Source organism: Amycolatopsis keratiniphila, from assembly GCF_000400635.2.
In the GTDB taxonomy this organism is placed as follows: domain Bacteria; phylum Actinomycetota; class Actinomycetes; order Mycobacteriales; family Pseudonocardiaceae; genus Amycolatopsis; species Amycolatopsis keratiniphila.
In genome coordinates, this window is sequence record NC_021252.1 from 7,833,622 (window position 1) to 7,858,470 (window position 24,849).

Annotated in this window: 22 protein-coding genes, 1 tRNA gene and 1 riboswitch; of the genes, 11 read left to right on the top strand and 12 right to left on the bottom strand. The window is 67.7% G+C overall.

From position 1 onward, the window contains the following. Positions 1–9: 9 nt before the first annotated feature. Together AORI_RS76130 and AORI_RS76135 are read right to left on the bottom strand one after the other, a co-directional pair. A complete protein-coding gene (locus AORI_RS76130) occupies positions 10–603 on the bottom strand; it encodes a TetR/AcrR family transcriptional regulator (RefSeq protein WP_037342446.1) in 594 nt (197 codons plus the stop codon). A 98-nt stretch (positions 604–701) separates the two neighbouring features. Continuing rightward, on the bottom strand, positions 702–1,652 hold the full coding sequence (locus AORI_RS76135; RefSeq protein ID WP_043848393.1) for an acyl-CoA desaturase: 951 nt from the start codon (positions 1,650–1,652) through the stop codon (positions 702–704). A gap of 173 nt (positions 1,653–1,825) precedes the next feature. Between AORI_RS76135 and AORI_RS76140 the strand changes: the two genes are divergently transcribed. The 5 genes from AORI_RS76140 to AORI_RS76160 all read left to right on the top strand — a co-directional run bounded on the left by AORI_RS76140 (position 1,826) and on the right by AORI_RS76160 (position 7,203). Continuing rightward, positions 1,826–1,897: transfer RNA gene (locus AORI_RS76140), tRNA-Gln, on the top strand. Positions 1,898–1,940: 43 nt separating this feature from the next. Further along, positions 1,941–3,689, top strand: coding sequence for a GGDEF domain-containing protein (locus tag AORI_RS76145; RefSeq protein WP_016337303.1), 1,749 nt, complete (start codon positions 1,941–1,943; stop codon positions 3,687–3,689). Between the two features lie 44 nt (positions 3,690–3,733). Then, positions 3,734–5,221 (top strand): bifunctional UDP-N-acetylglucosamine diphosphorylase/glucosamine-1-phosphate N-acetyltransferase GlmU, encoded by a 1,488-nt coding sequence (gene glmU / locus AORI_RS76150; protein ID WP_016337304.1) that lies wholly within the window; start codon positions 3,734–3,736, stop codon positions 5,219–5,221. Beyond that, on the top strand, positions 5,218–6,198 hold the full coding sequence (locus tag AORI_RS76155) for a ribose-phosphate diphosphokinase (RefSeq protein WP_016337305.1): 981 nt from the start codon (positions 5,218–5,220) through the stop codon (positions 6,196–6,198). The genes glmU and AORI_RS76155 overlap by 4 nt, the downstream gene beginning before the upstream one ends. A 129-nt stretch (positions 6,199–6,327) precedes the next feature. After that, on the top strand, positions 6,328–7,203 hold the full coding sequence (locus AORI_RS76160) for a TIGR03621 family F420-dependent LLM class oxidoreductase (RefSeq protein ID WP_016337306.1): 876 nt from the start codon (positions 6,328–6,330) through the stop codon (positions 7,201–7,203). On the opposite strand, the gene AORI_RS76165 is transcribed toward AORI_RS76160, so the two are convergent. Next, positions 7,197–7,814: an NAD(P)-dependent oxidoreductase gene (locus AORI_RS76165; RefSeq protein ID WP_016337307.1), complete on the bottom strand. Its 618-nt coding sequence runs from the start codon at positions 7,812–7,814 to the stop codon at positions 7,197–7,199. The genes AORI_RS76160 and AORI_RS76165 overlap by 7 nt on opposite strands. A 96-nt stretch (positions 7,815–7,910) precedes the next feature. Beyond that, entirely contained in the window at positions 7,911–9,032 is a 1,122-nt protein-coding gene (locus AORI_RS76170) for a hypothetical protein (protein ID WP_016337308.1), read from the bottom strand. 338 nt (positions 9,033–9,370) lie between these two features. On the opposite strand from AORI_RS76170, the gene AORI_RS76175 reads away from it, so the two are divergent. The 4 genes from AORI_RS76175 to AORI_RS76190 all read left to right on the top strand — a co-directional run bounded on the left by AORI_RS76175 (position 9,371) and on the right by AORI_RS76190 (position 11,431). After that, positions 9,371–9,976, top strand: a complete 606-nt coding sequence (locus AORI_RS76175; RefSeq protein WP_016337309.1) for a 50S ribosomal protein L25/general stress protein Ctc — start codon at positions 9,371–9,373, stop codon at positions 9,974–9,976. Positions 9,977–9,986: 10 nt separating this feature from the next. Next, positions 9,987–10,583: an aminoacyl-tRNA hydrolase gene (gene pth, locus AORI_RS76180; RefSeq protein WP_016337310.1), complete on the top strand. Its 597-nt coding sequence runs from the start codon at positions 9,987–9,989 to the stop codon at positions 10,581–10,583. A gap of 159 nt (positions 10,584–10,742) precedes the next feature. Continuing rightward, on the top strand, positions 10,743–11,102 hold the full coding sequence (locus tag AORI_RS76185; protein ID WP_016337311.1) for a DivIVA domain-containing protein: 360 nt from the start codon (positions 10,743–10,745) through the stop codon (positions 11,100–11,102). Further along, positions 11,102–11,431, top strand: a complete 330-nt coding sequence (locus AORI_RS76190) for a DivIVA domain-containing protein (RefSeq protein ID WP_016337312.1) — start codon at positions 11,102–11,104, stop codon at positions 11,429–11,431. The genes AORI_RS76185 and AORI_RS76190 overlap by 1 nt, the downstream gene beginning before the upstream one ends. Positions 11,432–11,490: 59 nt before the next feature. Here AORI_RS76190 and AORI_RS76195 read toward each other — a convergent pair whose 3' ends face one another. From AORI_RS76195 to rsmA, 5 genes are all read right to left on the bottom strand, one after another. Further along, positions 11,491–13,182, bottom strand: coding sequence for a fatty acyl-AMP ligase (locus AORI_RS76195; RefSeq protein WP_016337313.1), 1,692 nt, complete (start codon positions 13,180–13,182; stop codon positions 11,491–11,493). A 51-nt stretch (positions 13,183–13,233) separates the two neighbouring features. Then, positions 13,234–15,006, bottom strand: coding sequence for an ABC-F family ATP-binding cassette domain-containing protein (locus AORI_RS76200; protein ID WP_016337314.1), 1,773 nt, complete (start codon positions 15,004–15,006; stop codon positions 13,234–13,236). Positions 15,007–15,073: 67 nt separating this feature from the next. Further along, positions 15,074–16,039, bottom strand: coding sequence for a 4-(cytidine 5'-diphospho)-2-C-methyl-D-erythritol kinase (locus AORI_RS76205; protein WP_007028772.1), 966 nt, complete (start codon positions 16,037–16,039; stop codon positions 15,074–15,076). Positions 16,040–16,163: 124 nt separating this feature from the next. Then, positions 16,164–17,174 (bottom strand): methionine ABC transporter ATP-binding protein, encoded by a 1,011-nt coding sequence (locus AORI_RS76210; RefSeq protein WP_043849178.1) that lies wholly within the window; start codon positions 17,172–17,174, stop codon positions 16,164–16,166. A 214-nt stretch (positions 17,175–17,388) separates the two neighbouring features. Beyond that, a riboswitch (SAM riboswitch) is annotated at positions 17,389–17,479 on the bottom strand. Between the two features lie 247 nt (positions 17,480–17,726). Next, a complete protein-coding gene (gene rsmA / locus AORI_RS76215) occupies positions 17,727–18,563 on the bottom strand; it encodes a 16S rRNA (adenine(1518)-N(6)/adenine(1519)-N(6))-dimethyltransferase RsmA (RefSeq protein WP_016337317.1) in 837 nt (278 codons plus the stop codon). A gap of 40 nt (positions 18,564–18,603) precedes the next feature. Here rsmA and AORI_RS76220 point away from each other — a divergent pair, with 40 nt between their 5' ends. Continuing rightward, complete coding sequence (locus AORI_RS76220) at positions 18,604–19,185, top strand: GNAT family N-acetyltransferase (protein WP_016337318.1); 582 nt, start codon at positions 18,604–18,606, stop codon at positions 19,183–19,185. Positions 19,186–19,332: 147 nt separating this feature from the next. After that, complete coding sequence (locus tag AORI_RS83115) at positions 19,333–20,355, top strand: DUF222 domain-containing protein (RefSeq protein ID WP_081809742.1); 1,023 nt, start codon at positions 19,333–19,335, stop codon at positions 20,353–20,355. Between the two features lie 58 nt (positions 20,356–20,413). Here the strand turns inward: AORI_RS83115 and AORI_RS76230 are convergent, their stop codons facing one another. From AORI_RS76230 to metG, 3 genes are all read right to left on the bottom strand, one after another. After that, positions 20,414–21,793, bottom strand: a complete 1,380-nt coding sequence (locus AORI_RS76230; RefSeq protein ID WP_043848394.1) for a resuscitation-promoting factor — start codon at positions 21,791–21,793, stop codon at positions 20,414–20,416. Between the two features lie 413 nt (positions 21,794–22,206). Further along, a complete protein-coding gene (locus AORI_RS76235) occupies positions 22,207–23,043 on the bottom strand; it encodes a TatD family hydrolase (protein ID WP_016337322.1) in 837 nt (278 codons plus the stop codon). 7 nt (positions 23,044–23,050) lie between these two features. Then, on the bottom strand, positions 23,051–24,844 hold the full coding sequence (gene metG, locus AORI_RS76240) for a methionine--tRNA ligase (RefSeq protein WP_081809743.1): 1,794 nt from the start codon (positions 24,842–24,844) through the stop codon (positions 23,051–23,053). Positions 24,845–24,849 lie beyond the last annotated feature (5 nt).

Sequence of the window (24,849 nt, forward strand, 5' to 3'; positions counted from 1 at the left end):
ACGCAGCTCTCAGTGCAGCCGCAGCTTCGGCTTGTGCTCCAAATTGGACAGACCGTTCCACGCCAGGTTGACCAGATGCGCGGCGACCTCGTCGCGCTTCGGCTTCCGGGCGTCGAGCCACCACTGCCCGGTGAGCGCCACCATCCCGACGAGCGCCTGCGCGTACAGCGCGGCCAGCTTCTCGTCGTAGCCCCGGGCGGCGAACTGCTGCGCGAGGATGTGCTCGACCTGGCTGGCGATGTCGTTCAGCACCGTCGAGAACGTGCCCGTCGAACTCGCGACCGGCGAATCCCGCACCAGGATGCGGAAGCCGTCGTGCGAGTCTTCGACGTAGGAGAGCAACGCGATCGCCGCCTGCTCCAGCATCACCCTCGGGTGTCCACCGTGGAGGGTGGAGACCATCCGGTCGAGCAGCAGCTGCGTCTCGCGGTCGACGACGACGGCGTAGATGCCTTCCTTGCCGCCGAAGTGCTCGTACACCACCGGTTTGGAGACGTTCGCGCGGTGCGCGATCTCCTCGATGGACGTTCCTTCGAAACCCTTCTCCGCGAAAAGGGCCCTGGCGACGTTGAGCAGCTGCTGTCTGCGCTCGGTCCCCGTCATCCGCACCCGGGCCACCGGGGCGACAGGACGCGCCCCGGTGACCGCTTCACGTTTGGTCCGCCTTCTCCCCGCCATCGCAGAAGACTAACGCGACCTCGCTATTTGCTTTCGGTCGCGATGCGCGCGAGGCGCTGCGGGGTCGGCCAGCGCACGTCGTAGGCCCAGCCGAACTTCTCGAAGATCCAGATGAGCCGCGCGGAAATGTCGATCTGACCGCGCTGCACACCGTGCCGCGCCGAGGTCGGGTCGGCGTGGTGCAGGTTGTGCCACGACTCGCCGAAGGAGAAGATCGCCAGTGGCCAGAAGTTGGCCGACTTGTCGCGGGCCGCGAACGGGCGCTCGCCGATCATGTGGCAGACCGAGTTGACCGACCAGGTCACGTGGTGCAGCACGCAGACCCGCACCAGCCCGGCCCAGAAGAACGCGGTCACCGCGCCCCAGAACGACCAGGTGATCAGTCCACCGAGGATCGCGGGCAGCACCAGGGTGAGCAGGCTCCACAGCCAGAACAGGTCGTCGACCTTCTTGATGGCGCGGTCCTTCAGCAGATCCGGCGCGAACCGCTCGGCGTTGCTCTGGTCGCGGTCGAACAGCCAGCCCATGTGCGCGTGCCAGAACCCCTTGGCGATGGCGACCGGTGTCGTCCCGAACAGCCACGGCGAATGCGGGTCGCCGTCGCGGTCGGAGAAGGCGTGGTGGCGCCGGTGGTCGGCGACCCAGGTGATCACGGGGCCCTGGACGGCCATGCTGCCGGCGATCGCCATCGCGACGCGCAGCCACGGCTTGGCCTTGAACGAGCCGTGCGTGAAGTAGCGGTGGTACGAAACGGTGATGCCGAGCCCGCTGATCGCGTAGAAGACCACGAACAGGCCGACGTCGACCCAGGTCAGTCCCCAGCCCCAGGCGAACGGGACGGCCGCGAGCAACGCGGCGAGCGGGAAGATGACCCCGAGGTAGACCGAGAGCTGCACGCCGCTCGATCGATGTCCTTCGATTACCGGCTTGGGGCCCTTCGCGGGCTTCTGGGAACGGTCCAGGGTAGCCGTCATGCAGTCACTTCTTTTCTATGCGCAACCCCCAGGGCTTCCCTAAGGGTGACCTTACCTACGATGCCGTAAGTTACGGTACAGGAGGTTTCGTCCCCTGTGGAGTGCCCGCGACGGTGACGCCACCCCCGGGCGCACGTGGACGTCCCCGACATGGCTATCCTGACCAGGATCGATCCGCCGTAGTGTAATCGGCAGCACTTCAGATTTTGGTTCTGACAGTTCAGGTTCGAATCCTGGCGGCGGAGCAGACGAACAGATGACCAGCGGCGTTTTCAACGGTGGGGGTGTGTGCGGCTGACCGAGGACGCGACGACCAGTGGCAGGCGGCCGGCGCTTGCGGAGATGTCCGACGCCTGGCTCTACGGTCGCGCGCGCGAACTCGGTGCGGCCATACAGCGCGTCTCCTTCGCCGAGCAGCTGGACATCATCACCAGCCTCGACGAACTCCTCGACGAGACGCAGCGCCGCGGCGAACCCCTGCTGGTCGCCCAGCTGCTGCGGTACTCCGCGGCGGCCAGGCTGGTCACCCGCGGTCTCGCCGCCGAAGCCGAACCCAGGCTCGACGAGATGCTCGCGCACACCCGGCGGCACGGTCTCGCGCTGATGCGGGCCGACGCGCACGCCATGCGCGGCCGCCGGCTGGTGATCGCCAAACAGGAGGACGCCGCCCTCACCGAGATCGCCAGGGCGCTGGCCATCCTCGACGATTCCGCCGTCCCGGACCGCCAGATCGGCAGGCGCAACTGGGACCGGATGCTGTCCACGACCCTGGTCGACTGCTGGCTGGTGCTGAACCAGCTGGGCGTCTACGAGGCGGCCGAGGAGGCCATCGCCCGCGCCGCGCAGGCGATCCGCGACAGCGCGAGCCCGCACGAGATCGCGCTCCAGCTGATCAACCGGGTCAAGATGCTGCTGGGCTGGGGCCTGCGCCTCGAACGCATCGAGCGGTACGACGAGGGAGCGGACAAGTTCCGCACCGCGGCGTCGATGGCCCAGGCGGCCGAGGGCCCGTTCACCGAGTCGCTGTTCCCGCGCAAGGCCGGGGTGCCCGCGATCGACCAGGTCGGCGTGCTCGCCGCCGCGGCCGCGCTGGCGTCGCCCGATTCGTCGCATATCGAGCGGCTGACCTCACTGCTGCATCCGGAACTGGTCTTCCCGCACGAACGCGAGATCATCGCCATCGCGCTGGCCCGTTGCCTGGACAACGACGGCCGCCGCGAAGACGCGCTGCAGGTGCTCAAAGAGGTCCGCGAGGACAACGAAGAGGGCTCGCTGCCGTCGATGCGGTTGAACCTCGCCCGTGAGCTGGCCAGGCTCGACACCACGCCGGACTACGCGTCCGGGGCGAGCCAGTCGCTGATCGACTACGCGACCATCCTGGAAACGGAGATGTGGTCGCTGCGGGAATCGCAGATCGCCACGCTCAACGCGCGCCGGGAGCACGAGCGGCTCTCCGCCGAGCACGGCGCCATCACCCAGCAGGCGTTGCAGGATCCGCTCACCGGCTTGCCGAACCGGCGCGCGCTCGACGAAAAGCTGCGTTCGCTGGCGTCGTCCGCCGACGCCCAGCCGCTCGCGGTGGCACTGGTCGACCTCGACGGATTCAAGGACGTGAACGACAAGCAGTCGCACGCCGAAGGTGACAACGTGCTCCGTGTCATCGCGAGCACGCTGCGCGACGCCCTGCGCGGCGACGACGTCGTCGCCCGCTACGGCGGAGACGAGTTCATCGTGCTTCTACCTGGGGCTCCGGCGTCCGCGGCGAAGCAGGCGCTGGGTCGTTCTGTGAATGCCGTCGCATCTCTGCCGCACCATCTTTCGCACGGCGTCACCCTCTCCGTCGGCCTTGTCTCGCTCCGGCCGCAGGAGCGGGCCGAGCAGGTCCTCGCCCGCGCCGATGCGGCCATGTACCAGGCGAAACGCGGCGGCGGGAACCAGGTTTCGTCGGTGAACTCGATGGCCATCGATCCGGTGACCGGATGGCCCGGCGAGGATGCTCCGACCGACCCCGCGTGGGACGCCGAGCAGCCCACGTAGGATCAATGCCCGACAACCACCGTTGGTGAAATGTTGGGAGTGCCGTGACCGGCCCGCTGAGCACGTTGATCCTCGCCGCGGGTGAGGGCACCCGCATGCGCTCGTCCACCCCGAAGGTGCTGCACCCGATCGCCGGCCGCCCGTTGGTCGAGCACGCGGTGCGGGCCGCCGCGGGACTGAACCCGGAGCACCTGGTCGTGGTCATCGGCCACGGCCGCGACTCGGTCGGCGCCCGGCTGGCGAAGGTCGGCGAGGCGCTCGGCCGCGAGGTCGTCACGGCCGTCCAGGAGGAGCAGAAGGGCACCGGGCACGCCGTCTCGTGCGCGCTCTCGGCGCTGCCCGCCGGGCTGACCGGCACCGTCGTCGTCAGCTACGGCGACGTCCCGCTGCTCGACACCGAAACGCTCGCTTCCCTGGTCGCCGAGCACACCTCCACCGGCAACGCGGTCACCGTGCTGACCGCGGTCGTCGAGAACCCGACCGGATACGGCCGGATCATCCGCGACGAAAACGGCGTCGTCACCTCGATCGTCGAGCAGAAGGACGCCACCCCCGAACAGCACGAAATCGCCGAAATCAATTCCGGCGTCTACGCCTTCGACGCGTCGGTCCTGGTCGACGGGCTTTCGAAGCTTTCGACCGACAACGCGCAGGGCGAGCTCTACCTCACCGACGTCCTCGGCATCGCCCGCGGCGACGGCAAGGGTGTCGGCGCGCTGGTCATCGACGACCCGTGGGTGACCGAAGGCGTCAACGACCGCGTCCAGCTCTCCGTCCTCGGCGCCGAGCTGAACCGCCGGATCGTCCGCGGCTGGCAGCGGGCGGGCGTCACGGTCGTCGACCCGGCGAGCACCTGGATCGACGCGGGCGTGACCCTGTCGCGCGACGTCGTCATCGAACCCGGTGTCCAGCTGAAGGGCTCGACGTCGGTCGGCGAAGGCTCGCAGATCGGCCCGGACAGCACTCTGGAGAACGTCTCCGTCGGCGCGGGCGCGTCGGTGGTGCGGACGCACGGTTCCGATTCGGAATTGGGCGACGGCGTGAAGGTCGGCCCGTTCACCTACCTGCGTCCCGGCTCCAAACTGGGGACCAAGGGCAAACTCGGCGCTTTCGTCGAGACGAAGAACGCCGACATCGGCGCCGGGACGAAGGTTCCGCACCTGACCTACGTCGGCGACGCGACCATCGGCGAGAACAGCAACATCGGGTGTTCCAGCGTCTTCGTGAACTACGACGGCGTGAACAAGCACCACACCACGATCGGCTCCCATGTGCGGCTCGGCGCGGACAACACGTTCGTCGCCCCGGTGACCATCGGCGATGGCGCCTACAGTGGGGCAGGCACCGTGATCAGGCAAGACGTGCCCCCGGGCGCGCTCGCCGTGTCCACCGGGCCGCAGCGCAACATCGAAGACTGGGTGTCCCGGCGCAGGCCGGGCACACCCGCGGCGGAAGCAGCTTCCGCCGCGAAGCAGGACACCACCGCCGTGTCCGATTCAAATAAGGGAAACGACGGGGAGTCGCCAGCATGAGCTCGAAGTCCGGAACACCGAAGAAGAACCTGATGCTGTTCTCCGGGCGCGCGCACCCGGAACTCGCCGAAGAGGTGGCCAGGCACCTCAACATCGCGATCGTTCCGCAGACCGCGCACAACTTCGCCAACGGAGAGATCTTCGTCCGGTTCAACGAGTCGGTGCGCGGGGCCGACGCGTTCGTGATCCAGAGCCACCCGGCGCCCATCAACGAGTGGGTGATGGAGCAGCTGATCATGGTGGACGCCCTCAAGCGCGCGAGCGCCAAGCGGATCACCGTGATCATGCCGTTCTACCCGTACGCGCGGCAGGACAAGAAGCACAAGGGCCGCGAGCCGATCTCCGCGCGCCTGATCGCGGACCTGTTCAAGACCGCCGGCGCCGACCGGATCATGACGGTCGACCTGCACACCGCGCAGATCCAGGGCTTCTTCGACGGTCCCGTCGATCACCTGCTCGCGCAGAACGTGCTGGCCGCGCACATCAACAAGACCTACCAGGACGAGAACATCACCGTCGTCTCGCCGGACTCGGGCCGGGTGCGGCTGGCCGAGAAGTGGGCGGCGCAGCTGGGTGACCGGCCGATCGCCTTCATCCACAAGACCCGCGACCCGGACAAGCCGAACCAGGCCGTCGCCAACCGCGTCGTCGGCAAGGTCCGCGGCCAGCTGTGCGTGCTGATCGACGACATGATCGACACCGGCGGCACGATCGTGAAGGCCACCGAGGCCCTGCTCGACGAAGGCGCGGCCGACGTCGTCATCGCCTCGACGCACGGCATCCTGTCCGACCCCGCCACCGAGCGGCTGTCGAACTGCAAGGCGCGCGAGGTGATCGTCACCAACACGCTGCCGATCCCGGAGGAGAAGCGGTTCCCCGGGCTGACCGTGCTGTCCATCGCGCCGCTGCTGGCGCAGGCGATCCAGCAGGTCTTCGAGGACGGGTCGGTCACGTCCCTCTTCGACGGCAACGCCTGATCCCCGAGGAAGCAAGGGACCTTTGCTACCACTCTCTTTCGGAGAGTGAGAGCAAAGGTCCCTTGCTTCGTTTTCGGCTCCTCGCGAAACGGCGCGCGCCCGGCCTCCCCGCCTGGCTAGGTTTCCGACATGGGGAAATTCAAATTCGGCGTGAACCTGTGGGGCGCCGAGAACCGCGAAAACTGGGTCGCGAAGTGCCGCCGCGTCGAGGCCCTCGGATACGACGTCATCTCCGTGCCGGATCATCTCGGCTCAGGACGGAACTCGCCTTTCCCGGCGCTGACCATGGCCGCTGCGGTGACCCAACGGCCCCGCGTCGGCACCCTCGTCTCCAACGTGCCCTTCTACAACTTCGCGCTCTTCGCGCGCGACGTCGTCACGACGGTGAAGATGACCGGCGACCGGCTGGACCTCGGTCTCGGCTCCGGTCACATGAAATCGGAATTCGACGATGCCGGCCTGCCCTGGACCCCGGCCAAGGAACGTATCGAGTACCTCGCCAAGAGCCTTGACCACCTGCGCGAACACTTCGCCGCCGAAGGGATCACGCCCCCGCCGCTGCTCCTCGCGGGCAACAGCGACGGCGTGCTCTCCCTCGCCGCCCGCGAAGCCGACATCGCCGGCTTCGCGGGCCTTCGTCAAGCACCGGGAAAGCCGCCGGGGACCTTCCGGCTCGACGACGCCGAACGCATGGACGAGCGCGTCGCCTTCTTCCGTTCACACGCGAACGACCGGGATCCCGAACTGAACATGCTCGTCCAGCGGGTCGTGGTCGCGGACGACCGGCGCGCGGCCGCGGAGTCCTGGCGTGAAGAAGTCAAAGATCAGGACGGCCTCGACGTCGACACCCTGCTCGAAACGCCCCAATTGCTGTTCGGGACCACCGGCGAGATGGTCCGGCAGCTCCAGGAGCGTCGCGAACGGTACGGCTTCTCCTACATCACGGTGTTCGAGCCGATGCTGGAAACGTTCGCGCCGGTCGTGAAGGAACTGTCCGGTCAGTAAGCGACGCAGAAACGCTGACGGCGGCGCTCCGGCTTGTCGATCTCGTCCACGAACGCGATCGCGTAGTCGGCGCCGCTGATCTTCGATCCACCGTTTTCGTCGGTCAGGAGCACGTCTCCGCCGAGCCGGAACTCGCCGGTCCGCTCGCCCTCGGCCCACGCGCCGAATTCCGCGGCCGGGCTGAGGTAGAACCAGTCGACGTCCTCGGGAAGCTTCCGGAACGCCTCCAGCACCTCGGCGTGCGCACCCGCCTCGCCCTTGTACTCGTCCGGGAACTCGGGGGTGTCGATCAGGCGCGGCCCGCCCTCGGCCACGTTCAGGCTGCCTGCCCCGCCGACGACCCCGATCCGCGCGCCGTTGTCCTTCGCGACCTGGGCGATCGAGGGCACCGCTTCGAGCAGACCGCTCTGCCCGTGAACCGCGATGACCAGGACATCCGCGCCCTTGGCGACGTCGGCCAGGAAGGCCTCGTCGTAGAGCGAGCCCGCCCTGGTGCCCTCGCCTTCCGCGTTCCTCGACACCGCCAGCACCTCGTGACCGCGGCCGCGCGCCTCCGCGGCGATCTTTCCGCCCGCGTACCCGGTTCCTCCGAACACAACCAACTTCGCCATCGCGTTTCTCCCTTTTCATCGGCGACCACGCCGATGCTAAGAACGCAAGATCGGCTACTTCAACGTATGCAACGCACCTCGAGGTGAGTGTGCAGGTCAGCCACCCAGCGCGGCGAACTCGGACTTGAGCTTCTCGCGGACGGCGTTGACGTCGACCGGCGCCCGGACCTCGCCGCGCGCTGACGGCTTCGCCTGCACCTGGTAACTGGCGTTCCGATTCGGCAGTTTGAACTTGACCTCGCAGGTCATGCTCGTCGTGGCTCCGGGTGCCGCGTCGGCGGCCGCCGTGCAGCTCTGCGCGCCGAGGGATTGCGCGGTGAAATCGACGGTCAGCGTCAGATGCACGGGCGTCCCGCTCGCGCCGCCGATGACGGTGTTGGCGACGTCGATGGTCGCCCGGCAGGTTCCGACGAAGTCCGTGCAGTCCAGTTTGTCGTTGACGACGCTGACACTCACCTGGGTGAGCGCGTCGAACGGCTGCCCGATTCCCCCGATCGCGCCGTCCAGATCGGTCTGGAACTTCTTGAGCGCGTCCCCGGCGAGCGGTTCGACCCGCATCTCGGCGCCGAGCGTCTTACCGCCCGCCGCGGCGACGAGAGAAGGCGCGAAACTGACGATGCGGTGCGGCGCCGCGGTGGTCACGCGCAGTGCGCCGAGCCCACTGCCGATGTCGTAGACCTCGGTCCCGTCGGGCAACTTCGACCGGACAGGATCGGTCAGCGGGTCCATCGCGGACACCGCGGTCCTCAGTGTCGACGCGGCCTTGCGCGGGCTGAGCACCTCGACGGCGTTCACCGGCAGGTCCGAGCCGTCGGTACGGACCCAGTTGGTGCCGTATTGCTCGCTGTTGCCGAGGCCGTGCGCCTTCCAGTACTCCGGCGTCGCCGAGAGGTACAGCTGTTTATCCGCGGCCAGGACCTGGATGGCCTGGCCGTCGACCGGCAACGCGCCGTGCGCGCTGCCGTTGCGGGTGATCCGGAACTGCAATTCGGCGGGTTTGCCGGCAGCGTCCTTGATTGTCGACTTGTATACAACGGCCGGAGCTTGCTCGAGCGCCTTCAGGGCACTTTCGACAGCGCCGCGCTGCTCGGCGCGCCGGTCCACCCGCTGCTGCTCGGCGGGCGAGATCCCCGCGGCCCCGTCGATCGCGACGTCGCAACCGGCCACGAGGCAGCACAACGCGGCGATCGCGCCGATCCTCGACCGTCGTGCCGCCATTCCGCCCCCTTGTCTCGAGTGCGAGGAGATCACACCCTAGGAAAGGGGTCGCGCACCACCGCATCCACGGGTTCCCGAAGCAGCTGTCACCGACTTGTCATCTGAACGAGCCACCCGGCGGGACCCCGGCACGACCGCTTGGTCTACACTTTCCCGGTCTCGGCGAGGCGGGTTCCGTGAGCACCTGGTGCCCGACGTGATCGACGCGGCGGCTTGAGTGGCCACACGCGGTCGAGCACGCCTGTGGAATTCGCCGCCGAACACCCGAACCGCCCGAACCATCCCCACCTCAGCATGCTTTCGCTGAACATGTTGGTGAATTGAAGGAGTGCTACACCGTGTCCGAGGTAAGCCTGTCCGTCGAGCCCCGCACCGAATTCGGCAAGGGTGCCGCGCGTCGCACGCGTCGTGCCGGCAAGATCCCCGCGGTGCTGTACGGGCACGGCTCGGACCCGCGCCACTACGCCCTGCCCGCCCTCGAGTTCGCGCGCGTCGTGCGTGAGAACGGCAGCAACGCCGTCATCACCCTCGAGCTCGAAGGCAAGAGCGAGCTGGCGCTGACGAAGACCATCGTCGTCCACCCGCTGAAGAACTACATCGAGCACGTCGACCTGCTGGTCGTCCGCCGCGGCGAGAAGGTCACCGTCGACGTCCCGGTCGTCGTCACCGGCACCGCGGGCCCGGGCACCCTGGTCACCACCGACCTCGACACCCTTCAGGTCGAGGTCGAGGCGCTGCACATCCCCGAGCAGGTCGAGGTCTCGGTCGAGGGCGTCGAAGCCGGCACCCAGATCCTCGCCTCGCAGGTCACCCTGCCGCAGGGCGCCACCCTGGTCACCGACGCCGAGGCGCTGGTCGTCGCCGTGAACGAGGCGCCGTCCGAGTCCGCGCTCGAGGGCGAAGAGGCCGAGGCTGCGGAGACCCCCGCCGAGGACGCCGAATAAAGTCACCGATGTGACCGAAGCAGTACTTCCCGGGGCCGGCGAGCAGATCCTGCTCGCCGGCCTCGGCAATCCCGGCCCCCAATACGCGGGCAACAGGCACAACGTCGGCTTCATGGTGCTCGACGAACTGGCCGGCCGCGTCGGCGGCAAGTTCAAAGCCCACAAGAGCGGCGCTGAAGTCCTCGAAGGCAGGCTGGCAGGCCAGCGGGTGGTGCTGGTCAAACCGCGTTCGTACATGAACCTCTCCGGCGGCCCGGTGGTGGGCGCGGCCAGGTTCTACAAGATCCCCCCGGCGGGTGTCGTGGTCGTCCACGACGAGCTGGACGTCGACTTCGGCGCGCTCAAGATGAAGCTGGGCGGTGGCGACAACGGCCACAACGGTCTCCGCTCGATCACCAAGTCCCTGGGCACGAAGGACTACTACCGTGTCCGTTTCGGCGTCGGCAGGCCTCCAGGGCGTCAGGATCCGGCTGATTTCGTGCTGAAGGACTTCTCGACGGTCGAACGCAAAGAGCTCGCTTTCGAGATCGATCGTTGCGCCGACGCTGTTGAAGCGCTTATCAGCACCGGTCTCGCGGCGGCCCAGAACACCTTCCACGCTGGGTGAATCCGCTCACATGGCGGTGTGTGACACCTCGTCACTCGAAGGCGTTTCACCACGCCCCTGATCGAGTCGTGGAATAGCGCGAACTCTTCCGGGGAACTCTCAAACCCGTTAGGACGGAATGCGGAGATCGCATTCCCCACCGAAACCGGAGAGAGTTTCATGTCGTTTACGGCCGAAGACATCACCGGCGCCACTTTCCCGAACGCCCCGATCGGGCGGCGCGGATACGCCAAACACGAGGTCGACGCGTTCCTGGAACGGATCGCCGACACGCTCTCGGACCGGGACGACCTGACGGCCGCCGAGGTCCATCACGTCATGTTCTCGCGTCCGTTGATCGGGAAGCGCGGCTACGACGAACGCGAAGTCGACGATTTCCTCGACAAGGTCGAGGGTCAGCTCGCCCACCGGACCGGCCAGCACGCGCTCCGCCTGCCCGGCGCCCGTGAAGAGGACGAGGCCACCGCCGAACGCGCCGTTCCGGACCGCGGTCCCGTCGAGTCCCTGCGGGAGCGCTAGTGCCCGTCACCGCGTTCGAGGCCAGAACCCGGCAATTCGACAGGGCGCCGATCGGCGCCCGTGGCTACCACGAACCCGCTGTCGACGCCTTCCTCGAACGGGTCGCGGCGACTCTCGACGGCGACGACGATCTGACGGTTTCGGACGTCCACAACGTGGCGTTCGCCAAAGCGCCGCTTTCGAAACGAGGCTACGACCCGGCAGCTGTCGACGCGTTCCTGCGGGACGTCGAGGGAACCCTGGCCGGGATGTCCCAGTCCTCCGGCTATTACATAGCGCCTGCCCTGGAACACACCCATAACCGCAAGCCACTCTGGCGACGCCGCTGACCAACGGGAGGTGCCGCGAAAGGGCCGGGCCGCGACTCTCGCGGCCCGGCCCTTTCGTATCAGCTGGTCGCCGCGTTCTTGGCGATCTTGTCCGCGAACTGGACGGCGGTCGCGGCCCGCTTCACCTTGCCCGAGGGCGTCTTCGGCAAGCTCCCAGCAGGGAGCACCACAACGGCGAAGGGCCGCATGTCGACCGCGCCGCGCACCTTGGCCGCGACCTCCTTCGCCAGTGCCTTCTCCGTCTCCGGATCCCCGGCGAGTTTCGATTCGACGACGACGGCGAACCGTTCCCGTCGGCTGCCGGCGTCGAGCCGCACGGCCACGGCGTTCCCGGCCCGCACCCCTTCGACCGAAGTCGCCGCCCGTTCGATGTCGGTCGGGTACAGGTTCCGGCCGCCCATGATGATGACGTCCTTGCGACGGCCGCAGATCACGATCATGCCGTCGACCAGGTAACCGAGGTCACCGGTGAGCAGCCAGCCGTCCTCGTCCTGTGTCGCGAGCGGACCTTCCATGGTCAGGTACCCCGGCGTCACGGCCTCGCCGCGCAGGCGGATCTCCCCGACCTCGCGTTCCCCGAGGACGGTCCCCTTGTCGTCGACGATCTCGGCTTCCAGCCCGTCGAGAGGCGGCCCGAGCACCGCGAAGGACCGGACCTCTTCGGTCCCGCGGCGCGGGTCGCCCTCGGGGACCGGCACCGCCCGGTTGTCCGTCTCGAGCGCGTCGGCCTCGACGACGTCCAGCGTCAAGCCGGTGAACAGCGGCGCAAACGAAACCGCGAGAGTCGCCTCCGCCATGCCGTACGCCGGGAAGACGCATTCGGCGGGCATCTTGAACCGTGCCCCGGCGTCGACGAACGTCTGCACGGCCGTTTCATCGATCGGCTCGGCGCCGTTCAACGCGATCCGAAGCTTCGAGAGGTCGTACGCGTTGTCGTCCTCGACGCGGGCCATCCGCCTGCCCACGATCGCGTACGCGAAGTTCGGCGCGGCTGTGGTCGTGCCGTTGTACTTGCTGATCAGCTGCGGCCAGATCAGCGGTCCCGACAGGAACTCGAGCGGCGTGATCTTGACGAGTTCGACGCCGAACGTCATCGGGACCGTCAGGAAGCCGACCATCCCCATGTCGTGGAAGGTGGGCAGCCACGAGACCATCACGTCGACGTCGAAGTCGAACTCGGCCCGATCGACCATCGCCTTGACGTTCGAATACAGGTTCCCGTAGGTGATCTGAACGGCCTTCGGGTCGGCCGTCGACCCGCTGGTCAGCTGCAGGAGCGCCGTGTCCGACTCGGCCGTCGGCACGGGCTCCGCCAGCGGCTCCGCCTCGAGCAGTTCGGTGATGACCTGGAAGGCGATGCCGTGCTCGGTGAGCACCGGCGCCAGCTGGTCGAACGGCTCGCCGAGCAGAACCAAGCCGGAACCGATCATCCGCAGCACGCGAACGGTGTCCTCGGCCCATTCCGCGAGGTCGGTGCGCTGCGTCGGCTGGTGCAGCATCGTCACGCTGCCGCCGGCGAGCCAAACCGCCTGAACCGTCGGCGCGATCAGTGACGGCGCCGCCGCCAGGACCGCGACCGCTTTGCCGGGCTCCAGCCCGGCCGCCACCAGACCCCCGGCGACCCGCTTGGCCTGCTCGTGGATCTCGGCCCAGGTCCGCCGAACCGGCTCCTTGGGCTCCCCGGTGACCATTCCCCGCTGCTGACCTCGCCCCGCCGCGGTGGCGACGAGCGTGTCCACGAACCGACTCATGCGCGTCACACTACTGTCCTCGCTGGAAGACCCGCGCGCCGTCGAGCGAACTCATTCGATCGCTTCGGAGGTCTCGAGCCACTGGGCTTCGACCTCCTCTTTCTCCGTTTCGACGGCCTTCAATTCGGTGTTCAGCTCGATGAGCTTCGTCGGATCGGTCGCCGCGGCCAGCAGCGCCGCATGGAGCTTCTCCTCCTTCGCGTGCAGCTGGTCGAGCTTGCGTTCGAGACGGGACAGCTCCTTTTGCGCGGCACGCTGCTCCGCGGCGCTCTTCTTGGGCGCGGAGACCTGCGCGTTGCCTGCCTTCCGGTCACTGCCGGCCTTCTCCAGGCTCTTCGCGCGCCGGTCCAGATACTCCTCGATCCCGCCCGGCAAGTGGGTCACCTGCCCGTCGCCGAACAAGGCGACGATCGTGTCGCAGACGCGTTCCACCAGGTACCGGTCGTGCGAGACGACGACGAGGCTGCCCGGCCAGGAATCCAGCAGGTCTTCGAGCTGCTGCAAGGTGTCGATGTCGAGATCGTTCGTCGGCTCGTCGAGCAACAGCACGTTGGGCTCGGCCATCAGAAGCCGGCACAGCTGCAGGCGGCGCCGTTCACCACCGGAAAGGTCTTCGACCGGCGTCCACTGCCTCGCCGCGGGGAACCCCAGCTTTTCGGCGAGCTGTGAAGCGGTGAGCTCCTGCTTGCCGAACACGACCCGGCCGGACACCTCTTCGATCGCCTGCAGCACGCGCAGATCTCCCGGCAGGTCGTCGAGTTCCTGCCGCAAATGCGCGAGGCTGACCGTCTTGCCCTGGATGCGCCGGCCCGTTTCGGGCTCCTTGTCGCCACCGAGCAGTTTGAGAAGCGTCGTTTTGCCCGACCCGTTGACGCCGACCAGACCGACCCGGTCGCCGGGCCCGATCCGCCAGGTGACGTGATCGAGGAGGGTGCGGTCGCCGACGGTCAACGTGGCGTCCTCGATCTCCAGCACGGTCTTCCCCAGCCGCCGGCGGGCGAACGCCTGCAGCTCGACCGAATCACGCGGTTCCGGCACGTCGGAAATCAGCGCCTCCGCCGCCTCGACGCGGTAGCGGGGCTTCGAGGTCCTGGCCTGCGGGCCCCGACGCAGCCAGGCGAGCTCTTTACGCGCCAGGTTCTGCCGCTTTTCCTCGGCCGTCGCCGCCAGCCTCGCCCGCTCCGCTCGCGCGAAGATCCAGTCCGCGTACCCGCCTTCGTACTGCTCGACGCGACCGTTGGTGACCTCCCAGGTCAGGCTCGCGACCGTGTCGAGGAACCACCGGTCGTGCGTGACGACCACGACCGCGATCTTGCGGTTCAACAGGTGATCCGCGAGCCAGCGCACGCCTTCGACGTCCAGGTGGTTGGTCGGCTCGTCGAGGACGACGAGGTCCAGTTCACCGGTCAGAGCGGCGGCCAGCGCCACCCGGCGGCGTTCGCCACCGGACAGGTTCGCTGTTTCCTTCTCGAGGCCGAGAGCGGTGATCCCGAGACCGTCCATAATGGACCGGACTCGTGCGTCAGCGGCCCACTCGTGCTCAGCGCCGTAGCGCTCCAGCACGACATCTCCGACGGTGCTGCCGGCGGGGAGCTCGGTCCGCTGGGTGACGACGGCCATCCTCAGGCCACGGACCTGACTGACCCGTCCCGTATCCGGTTCGCTGATCCCCGCGAGAACTTCCAACAGCGTCGTCTTCCCACCGCCGTTGAGACCAACGACGCCGATACGCTGCCCCTCCGCCACACCGAGCGAAACACCGTCGAGCAGCGGGCGCACCCCGAAGGACTTGCTCACCGACTCCAGGTTGACCAAGTTGGCCATGCCTCAGCCGATCCTTTCCGAAAAGCTTGCACCACAACGAATTAGTCGATGTCCTTTTCGGACACCCTCACGCGTGCACCCGCGGCGGTGACGGCCGCGGCGCGTCGTCACCGCCGACCAGCCGGGCTCCGGGCACCGGCCCGTGTGCGACGCGCACCGTGCGGCAGACACCCGCACCGGACAGCTCCGCGGCGACCTCGACGGCCGACTGGGCATCCGCGCACAGAAAGGCACAGGTCGGCCCGGATCCGGAGACGGTGCCGGCGAGCGCGCCCGCGTTCACGCCGGCCCGCAAGGTGCGGCGCAGCCCCGGCCGCAACGAGACGGCGGCCGCCTGCAGGTCGTTGCCGAGAAGCAGCGCCAACTGCCGCGGGTCACCGGAGGCCAACGCCTCGACCACCGGAGTGTGCGAACCGATCCGCGGCGGGCTGCCCTCTTCACGCAACTTGTCCAGCTCGCCGAACACCCTCGGAGTCGAAAGACCACGTTGGTCGAAGGCCAGGACCCAATGGAAGGTGTGCCGCGACAGGACCGGCACCAGTTGCTCACCTCGGCCGGTGCCCAACGCTGTCCCGCCGTAGAGCGCGAACGGGACATCGCTGCCGAGCTTCGCGGCGATACCCGCCAGTTCGTCCCGGGAGATGTCGAGCTTCCAGAGCGACGCGAGTCCCACCAGGGTCGCGGCCGCGTCGGCGCTGCCCCCGGCCATCCCGCCCGCTACCGGGATGCCTTTGCGCAGCACCACCCTGACCTTGGACTCGCCGTCCGCCTTGCCGACGTGGGCCGCCAGCGCCTGAGCGGCCTTCCAAGCGAGGTTGTTGGCCCCCGTCGGTACGGAGCCTTCGCCTTCGCCGTAGACCTCGACGCCGGGGTCCTCGGTGACCGCGACGGTCACCTCGTCGGTCAAGGAAAGCGCCTGGAACACGGTCACCAGCTCGTGGTAGCCGTCCGGGCGTACGTCACCGACCGACAGGTGCAGGTTGACCTTGGCGGGAACCCTGACGGTCACTGGGGGCGGTACGACGGCGAGCACCCGTCAAGCCTACGTGGCCGCTCCACTTGCGCTGTCACCAGGAGAAAAGAGAACAGGACGAGTCGGACACACGTACGGGCCGCCCCGGACGGTTTTCGTCCTGAGCGGCCCGTACGTGGAGAAATCAGGCAGCGACGCCCTGCGGTCCGCGGACCGGGTGGGTCACGTGGCCGCCACGTTCGGCGATCCAGGCGAGCGCGGCGTCCGCGCGTTCGCCGCGCACACCGAGACGGAACCGGCCCACCGGCGTGTCGCCGATCCGGGTCAGGCCGCCGCCGATCGTGGCGAGTTCGACGTCGAAGCGACCAGCGGCCTCCGGAAGCAGCGCACCGACCGAGGCGAAGCCGACGAGCACGACGTCCACCGCGCGGTCGTACTTCGAGGCCTGCGCCCGCCCGGTCTCGATCGCGGGAAGCAGCGCCTGCGCGGTCCGGCTGTTCGGGTCGGAGACCAGATCGAGCACGGTTCCACGCTCGACGATCGCCCCGGCCTCCAGAACCGCGACGTCGTCGCAGACACGGCGCACGACGCCGGCGTCGGGAGTAGTGAGCAGCACGGTGACTCCGAGCTCGGCACGCGCCCGGTCGAGCACGGTCAGAACCGCGCCGGACTCCTCGGACTGCACACCTGCGGTCGGGTCGTCGGCCAAGAGCACAGACGGCCCCGCGGCCAGCGCCTTGGCGATGGCCACGCGGCGCAGCTGCCCTTCGGACAGTTCGCCCGGCCGCTGCCCCGCCCGCGGGGTGAGGCCGACCAGGTCCAGCAGATTGCCGACCCGGTTGCGACGCTGCGGCCCGTCGAGACCGAGCTGTTCGAGCGGCGACGCGATGTTGCCGGCGATGGTGCGCTCGGCAAGCAGTTCCGGTTTGGTGCTCACGACGCCGACCTGCCGCCGGATCTCGCGCAGACGGCGTCCGTCGAGGGTCCCGGTGTTGAGCCCGTCGAGGCGGACGACGCCGCGGTCGGGACGCTCCTGAAGACCGATGCAACGAGCGAGGGTCGACTTGCCGGAACCGGCCGGGCCGACGACTCCGAACAGCGAGCCCGCCTGGATGTCCACGCTCACATCGCGCAGCGCGACGACGGGATTTCCGTTGAGGGGAAAGGATTTGGACAGGTTTTCGACAGTGATCACGAGAGGCTCCATGCGAATGGGGCGCTGCATCTTTCGAGCGCGCCGACCGTCACCGAGTGACCGTCCGGGAACGGACGGGTTTCAGAGGTAAAGGCGAAAGGACTCAGGCAGTAACGGTGGAGCGTCGACACGCACTTACCGTGCGGCGACCTTCATCGACGACACGTCGCCTGGTCAGCAGGAGCGGGTGGGTGACCCTGTTCATTAGGCACAGCCTCCATCGGTCCTGGCTGTAGCACCTGCCCTGTGGAGGGTGGTTGCTGCGACTTCGGCGAGCCAGGTCTCTCAGTCGCTCGGGATGGCTCACTGAGTAAAACCGATCCCACTGGATGAAAGCAAGCGCGTAGGCGCAGATCACACGTCTGGTCGCGTCCATTATACAGGATCGGGTGTCCATATAATGGAACAGAAGTAGGCGCCTCCGACTTGCGTCAGGCTCGCTACCTGCTAAGACGATGTCGGCTTATACAGATCGAGAAGAAGACTTACGCACTCGTGCTGACCTGGCCCGGCGGACGTCCGCGCGGCGCCGGTCACACCTCGGGCAGTTGGTCAGCCGACAGCCGCGGCGATCCGCGCGAACTGGTGAACGTCCAGCTGCTCACCGCGCGTCTTGGGGTCGATACCCGCCTTCTCGAGCAGTTCCCCCGCGCGTTCGGCGGAACCGGCCCATGACGCCAACGCGGCACGCAAAGTCTTCCGTCGCTGAGAGAAGGCGGCGTCGACCACCGCGAACAACTTCTCCCGTTCCACGGACGACACCACGTCACCCCGTTCGAAAGCGACCAGAGCGGAGTCCACATTCGGAACAGGCCAGAACACCGCTCGAGGCACGGCGGCGACCTTGCGCGCCTTTCCGTACCAAGCGAGCTTGACGCTCGGAACGCCATAAGTCCGGCTCCCGGGGCCGGCCGCCATCCGGTCCGCGACCTCGGTCTGGACCATCACGAGGCCGCTGGTCAGCGACGGCAGCTCGGCAAGGAGGTGAAGCACGACCGGAACCGCGACGTTGTACGGGAGATTCGCCACGAGCGCCGTCGGACGCGCGGGCAGGTCGTCCGCCGTGATCCGCAGCGCGTCCGCACCGACGACCGTCAGCCGTTCGGCCCCGCCCCGTTCGGCCGCGGTGTTCGGCAAGCGCCTTGCGAGCACGGGATCGATTTCGACCGCGACGACCTCGGCGCCGGTCGCGAGCAGGCCGAGGGTCAACGAGCCGAGGCCCGGCCCGACCTCCAGCACGACGTCGCCTTCACCGACCCCCGAAAGGTCGACGATACGTCGCACCGTGTTGGGATCGTGCACGAAGTTCTGGCCGAGCTTCTTGGTCGGACGTACGTCCAGCTCGGCCGCCAGCGCCCTGATCTCCGCAGGACCGAGCAGTTCAATCACCCGACGATCGTAACCAGCCCCGGTAGGCCACGATTGGCCGGTGGACGACGTCGTACTCGAAGGCGAGAAGGTCCGGTTGCGCGACTGGAGGCCAGGTGACCTCCAACCGCTGCGCGGCCTACTCGATCCCGCGCGGCCTTGGCACGAGACGAACGGGCCGTACTTCGGCACTCCGACCGCGGCGGCCGCCGACTCGACGGCGCGCGAGCTCACCACGGCCAAGGCCGAGCCATCCGATCCTCGCACCAGCCTCGCCGTATGCGACCTGAGGGACGACCGGTTGATCGGCAGGGTCAGCTGGTACTGGGAAAGCAGGCAGACCGACTGGCGACGGATGGGACTGGTGATCTACGACGAGCAGTACTGGGGCGGCGGCTACGGCACTGAGTCCTTGCGCTTGTGGACGACCTACCTATTCGCCCGCACCGACACCCTTCGCCTGGACTTCGCCACATTCTCGGGGAACCCAGGGATGATCGCCGTCGGCCGGCGGCTGGGCTTCGTCGAGGAAGGCCGGTTCCGACGCGCTCGCCGCTGGTCTGGAGGCGTGCACGACTCCGTCGTCTACGGGGTGCTCCGCGAGGAGTGGGACCGGATGATCCATTCGAGCACGGAGCCGTGATCCCGCCCCCACCATCCGGATGGCTTTTTCGAACCGACACGTATCCCACTCCCGTGTGATCGGCGCAGGTCAGCGCAGCCGGAGCGTGATGATCATCCACCCGATCGATACCGTGCATTCGTTCGAATCTGCCTCGACAATCGAGGGATGACCAGCACAAACATTCCCAAGACCTTCCCGCTCAACCTGCCGGAAGGTGACGCCGAACTGCTCCTCGAGGAGTTGCAGACACGGCTACGCGAAGGGCGACGTCTGTTCGCCGAGGTCGGCCAGATCCTGGCCGAGATCGAGTCACGTGGGGTCCGAGACCTCTACGGATACAACTCGATCGCCGTCTTCTACGAGCATGTGGCTCGTGTGCCTCGCGCCGAGGCCAACAAAGTTGCCGAGAGAGCGCTCGCACTAAATTCGAGACGGGCGCGCGACGGCACGTCGATCGACCCCGTCGCGCCCTTGACCGGCATCTCGGCCGGCACCGGCGCGTTGGCAGAAGCCGGTATCGACCGAATCGTCACTGTCATGAAGAGGCTGCCCGACCACCTCGACGCGGACAAACGGCACGAGGCCGAAAAGGGCCTTGTCGACCTCGCAGGCGTCGCAAGGCCCCGCGACGTCACGATGGCGGGCACCGACCTGCTCGCACGACACGACCCGGATGGAAAGCCCAAAGAGGAGCCCGGACCGAAACGTCAGCGAAGCGAATTCTGGTTACGCCAGAAGCGGACCGGTCGCTGGGACATGCGCGGCGATCTCGATCCCGAGACAGGCGCCCGCCTGAACGCGCTCCTGGTCCCGCGGGCGTATCCGGCTCCTGGCGAAGAAGCCGACGACCGTGCGCCGGCGGAGAGACGCGGCGACGCGTTCGCAGAGATCGTCGATCTCGCGGAGGCCGGCCCTGACATCCCCCTGCCCCGGCAGACCTCGGAACGGGTCGCTGAGGAGTCTCGGCCCGCACAGCCCGCCAACGGGCCCGCAAGCCAACCAAAGCCCACGCAGGCGCCACCGCAGGGCCGCCAAAGCCCTCGCCGCGGCGATGAAGGCGTTCGAGAGGGGCCCGCGGCTGAACGAACCCGGAATGTCGCCCACATGCGTCCCCCTCGTTGGTGGACACGGCTGTCGAGACCGAGACCGGGGAACGCGACAAAGCCCCAGAGGCCTCTAACAGCCTGAAGGCCACCGTGCGGGCAGAACCCACATGGTGACCTTCAGGAAGGAGGGTGATCCGGCGTCAGGCCTTCTTGCCGCAGTGCGGCCACGCGCCATAGCCGCCTCGGTCTTCGCGAACCTTCTCGGCGACAGCGATCTGCTGGGCCTTGCTGGCCTGGTGCGGGTACGCGGCGTACTGCTCGCCACCGTAGGCGTCCCAGGTGCTCTTGTTGAACTGCAGGCCACCGTAGTAGCCGTTGCCGGTGTTGGCGGCCCAGTTGCCGGTCGACTCGCATTGCGCGATGCGGTCCCAGGCTCCGGCGTCTCCGATGACCGGGTCGGCGGGCTTCTTGGTACCGACCTTGACGATCTTGGGCTTGGCCTCGGTGATGACCTCTTCCGAGACCTTCTCGCGGCCGACCTCTTTGCCGTTGCGCTTGGTGACTTTGTAGGTCACGGTCTTCTGGCCCGGGGTGCCCGGGTCCTCGACCTTGGTCTTGCCCTTTTCGAGCTCCGGGTCGTCGACCTTCTGCTCGGGCGGCGCGATTTCCTCGTTCTGCTTGACCATGGTGACGCCGGTCCGGCTGATGTGGACCTCGGCGCCGTCGACCAGCTTGACGTCGAGACCGCCGACGGCCTCGTCGTCCGGGCCGAGGGTCATCCGGAGCTCACCGAGGAATTCCTTGGTGGTGACCGAGTTGGTCTGCACCTTGCGCGGTTCGTTCGCGCCGTCGTAGACCGTGACGTTCTTGAGGGTCTTGACCTCGACGGTGGCGCCTTCGAGGGGCAGCTCACCGTTCTGCGGGAGCGAGGTCCAGGTGCCGGCCTTGGCGAGGTCGGCGCGGCCGAGCTGGTTCAGCGCGTCGCCGAGGTTGGTCGCGCGGACCCAGGACTCCTGCTGCGGTGCGCCGTCGACGATCAGGTTCAGCTTGCGACCGCGCTCCAGCTTGATGACGCCGCCGTCGCCCACCTCGGCCTGAGGCGAGGGCGAGAGCGAGTCGTGCGCGCCGACCGAGAGACCGGCGTCTTCGAGGACCTCGCCGACGGTGTCACCGAAGCTGTGGACCGTCTGCTGCTTGCCGTCGACGTCGAGCGTGACGCTCTTGTTCATCGCCATCGCGGCCGCGCCGCCACCGCCGAGGGTGAGCAGCACCGCCATGACGGTCCCCTTGAGGAACCGCTTCTTCCAGACGCGGGTCGAGTTCGAAATGACCTCGTCCTTGGTCGCGGCCTTCATCGGCGCGCCCGCGGTGCGGTCTTCGGCCAGCTCGTCCGGAATGACGATCGGCGGGAGCATGGTGGTCTCGGCGCTGATGAGGCGGATCAGCTCGTCGACGTCGACGTCGATCTCGGCCATCAGGGCGTCGGCGTCGGGGCCGAGCGCGGCCAGGACGTCCTGGTGCGTGATGCGCGGATCGTCGGAGTACTCGAGCTCGCCGTAGTGGGTGTCGCGGTCGAGCACGGCGACCGAGCCGGCGGAAGCGAAGGTGTTCGTCTCTGCGCCGAGGCGCGAGCCATCCTGCCTACTGCTACCAGTCACTGGGTCGTTCCCTTTCCCAAGACGTCGAGGAGCTCGACAACCGCTCCACTACGTCCTTCGTCTCGATGCGCTCTTCGGCACACCTCTAGAAGTCCGACACCCGCAGCCAGCGCCATCGTCACGGTTCCAGGCCGTACCGCTCCTGGTTCCGCTTCCCCGACGTGCACTGACGTGACTGTGGGCGTAACAGCCGGAGACCGCTTGAGCGGGCACCGACCGGCACGATCACGGGACAGTAACGAACCTCGCCGGGTTGCGCAAACACCGCCCGGAGTGTCGTGACGTTGGTCACTCATCAGAGTGGACCATTGCTGATCACTAATGTCGCAATCCGTTCAACCGGCCGTGACTGTCGGCAAACGGAAGACCCGCTCAGCGGTCTTTCGCACCGACTCGGCCACTTCGTGCACCGCCTCGCCCCTGAGCGTGGCGAGATGCCGAACCGTGTAGGCGGCGCAGTAGGGCTCGTTGGGCCGCCCACGGAACGGATGCGGGGTCAGGAACGGAGCGTCCGTTTCGACGAGGTACTGGTCCGCCGGAACGATCCGCGCCGCCTCATGGAGCCCTCGCGCGTTGCGGAAGCTGACCGTCCCGGCGAAGGACAGCACGTATCCGGCGTCGACACAGCGGCGAGCGACCTGCTCGTCCCCCGAGAAACAGTGGAAGACGACCTGTTCGGGCGCTCCCTCTTCCTCGAGGATCCGGAGGACGTCGTCGTGAGCCTCTCGATCATGGATCATCAGCGGCTTGCCGATGCGCTTGGCGAGATCGATATGCCACCGGAAGGCGTCCTGCTGGGCGTCGTGGGGCGAATAGTCCCAGTAGTAGTCGAGGCCGGTTTCGCCGACCGCGACCACTCTGGACTGTTTCGCGAGACTCTCCACTTCGGATTTCTCGGCTTTGCCGAATTCCTTGGTGCGCGTGGGATGGATCGCGACGGCGGCCCACACCCGAGGGTCCCAAGTGGACGCTTGCGCGGCCCAGCGAGCGGCCGCGAGATCGTCCGCGACGGTGATCACCCGCGACACGCCGGCGCGTTCGGCGCGGTCGACCATGGCTGTCACATCAGCCGCGGTGACCGCGCCGCACGCGTCGAGGTGGGTGTGCGCGTCCACCACCGAAACCGGCAACCTGTCCGGGATCGGCGGCGGCTCCTTCTTCTCCGCACCCATCAGTTGCTCATTTCGAGATCGGTGCCCATTCGGGACCGGTCTCGCCGAGTTCCGGGTCCAGCTTGGCGAACAGCGGGGTCGGCTTCACCAGCGGCTTGCCGACCTCGATCGGCACGGACTTCCAGCGCGCCTGCTCGGCCTTGTAGTCACCGGTGAGGATGGGGTTGATCCGGCCGGGGATGTCGAGGTCTTCGACTTCCTGGAGCTCGGGCTGGGCCGCCCAGACGCCGGTGCCGCCGAGGGCCTCGTGCACCTTCTGCGCCGAGTGGGGCAGGAAGGGGGTCAGCAGCGTGTTGGCGTCGGAGACCACCTGCAGGGCGGTGTGCAGAACACTGTCGCGCCGCGCGGGGTCGTCCTTGAGCTTCCACGGCTCCTGGTCCGAGAGGTACCGGTTGGCCGCGGTGACGACGCGCATGGCCTCGCTCGCCGCCGCCTTGAACCGAGACCGCTGCAGGTGGGCACCGGCGGTGTCGAACGCCTTGCGGGAGAGCTCCTTGAGCTCCTCGTCGGCGGCCGTGGGGGCGTCGGGACGCGGGATGGCTCCGACGTTCTTGTGCGCCATCGAGATGGACCGGTTGACGAGGTTGCCCCACTCGTTGGCCAGCTCGAAGTTCGTCCGGCGGACGAACTCGTCCCAGGTGAAGTCGGTGTCCTGGGTCTCGGGGCCCGCGACGGAGATGAAGTACCGCAGCGTGTCCGGGCCGAAGTCGCGCAGGAAGTCGTGGACGTAGATGACCGTGCCGCGCGAGGTCGAGAACTTCGAGCCGCTCATCGTGAGGAACTCGCTGGAAACGATCTCGTCGGGCAGGTGCAGCTTGCCGTACTTGCCGGGCACGCCGCCTCGGTCGCCCTCGCCGTTGTGCCCGAAGAGCAGAGCGGGCCAGATCTGGGCGTGGAACGTGATGTTGTCCTTGCCCATGAAGTAGTAGGAGCGGGCGTCCGGGTTGCTCCACCACTCCTGCCAGGCGTCCGGGTTGCCGGTCCGGCGCGCCCACTCGACGCTCGCCGAGAAGTACCCGATGACCGCGTCGAACCAGACGTAGAAGCGCTTGAGCGGCTGGTCGCGCCAGCCGTCCAGCGGGATCTTCACGCCCCAGTCGAGATCGCGGGTGATCGGCCGCGGCCGCATGTCGTCGATCAGGTTCTTCGTGAAGTTGAGGACGTTCGGGCGCCAGTCGGTCTTGCTGGACAGCCATTTGCCCAGGGTGTCGACGAACGCGGTCAGATCGAGGAAGTAGTGCTCGGTCTCGACGAACTTCGGGGTTTCACCGTTGATCCGGGACTTCGGGTTGATCAACTCGGCCGCGTCGAGCTGGTTGCCGCAGTTGTCGCATTGGTCACCGCGCGCGCCGTCGTAGCCGCAGATCGGGCAGGTGCCCTCGATGTACCGGTCGGGCAGGGTGCGGCCGGTCGAGGGGCTGATCGCGCCCCGGGTCGTCTTGGGAACGACATAACCGTTGCGGTGCAGCGCGAGGAAGATCTGCTGCGTGACCTCGGCATGGTTACCCGTGGTGGTGCGGGTGAACAGGTCGTATGTGAGCCCGAGCCCTTGCAGGTCCTGGCCGATCTGGCGGGTGTACTTGTCGGCCGTCTGCTGGGAGGTCATGCCTTCTTTGTCGGCCTGGACGGTGATCGGGGTGCCGTGTTCGTCGGTACCGGACACCATGAGCACCCGGTTGCCGGCCATTCGCTGGTAGCGGGAGAAGACGTCGGACGGGACGCCGAATCCGGACACGTGGCCGATGTGGCGGGGGCCGTTGGCGTAGGGCCAGGCCACCGCAGTCAACACTGGGGTGCTCATGCTTG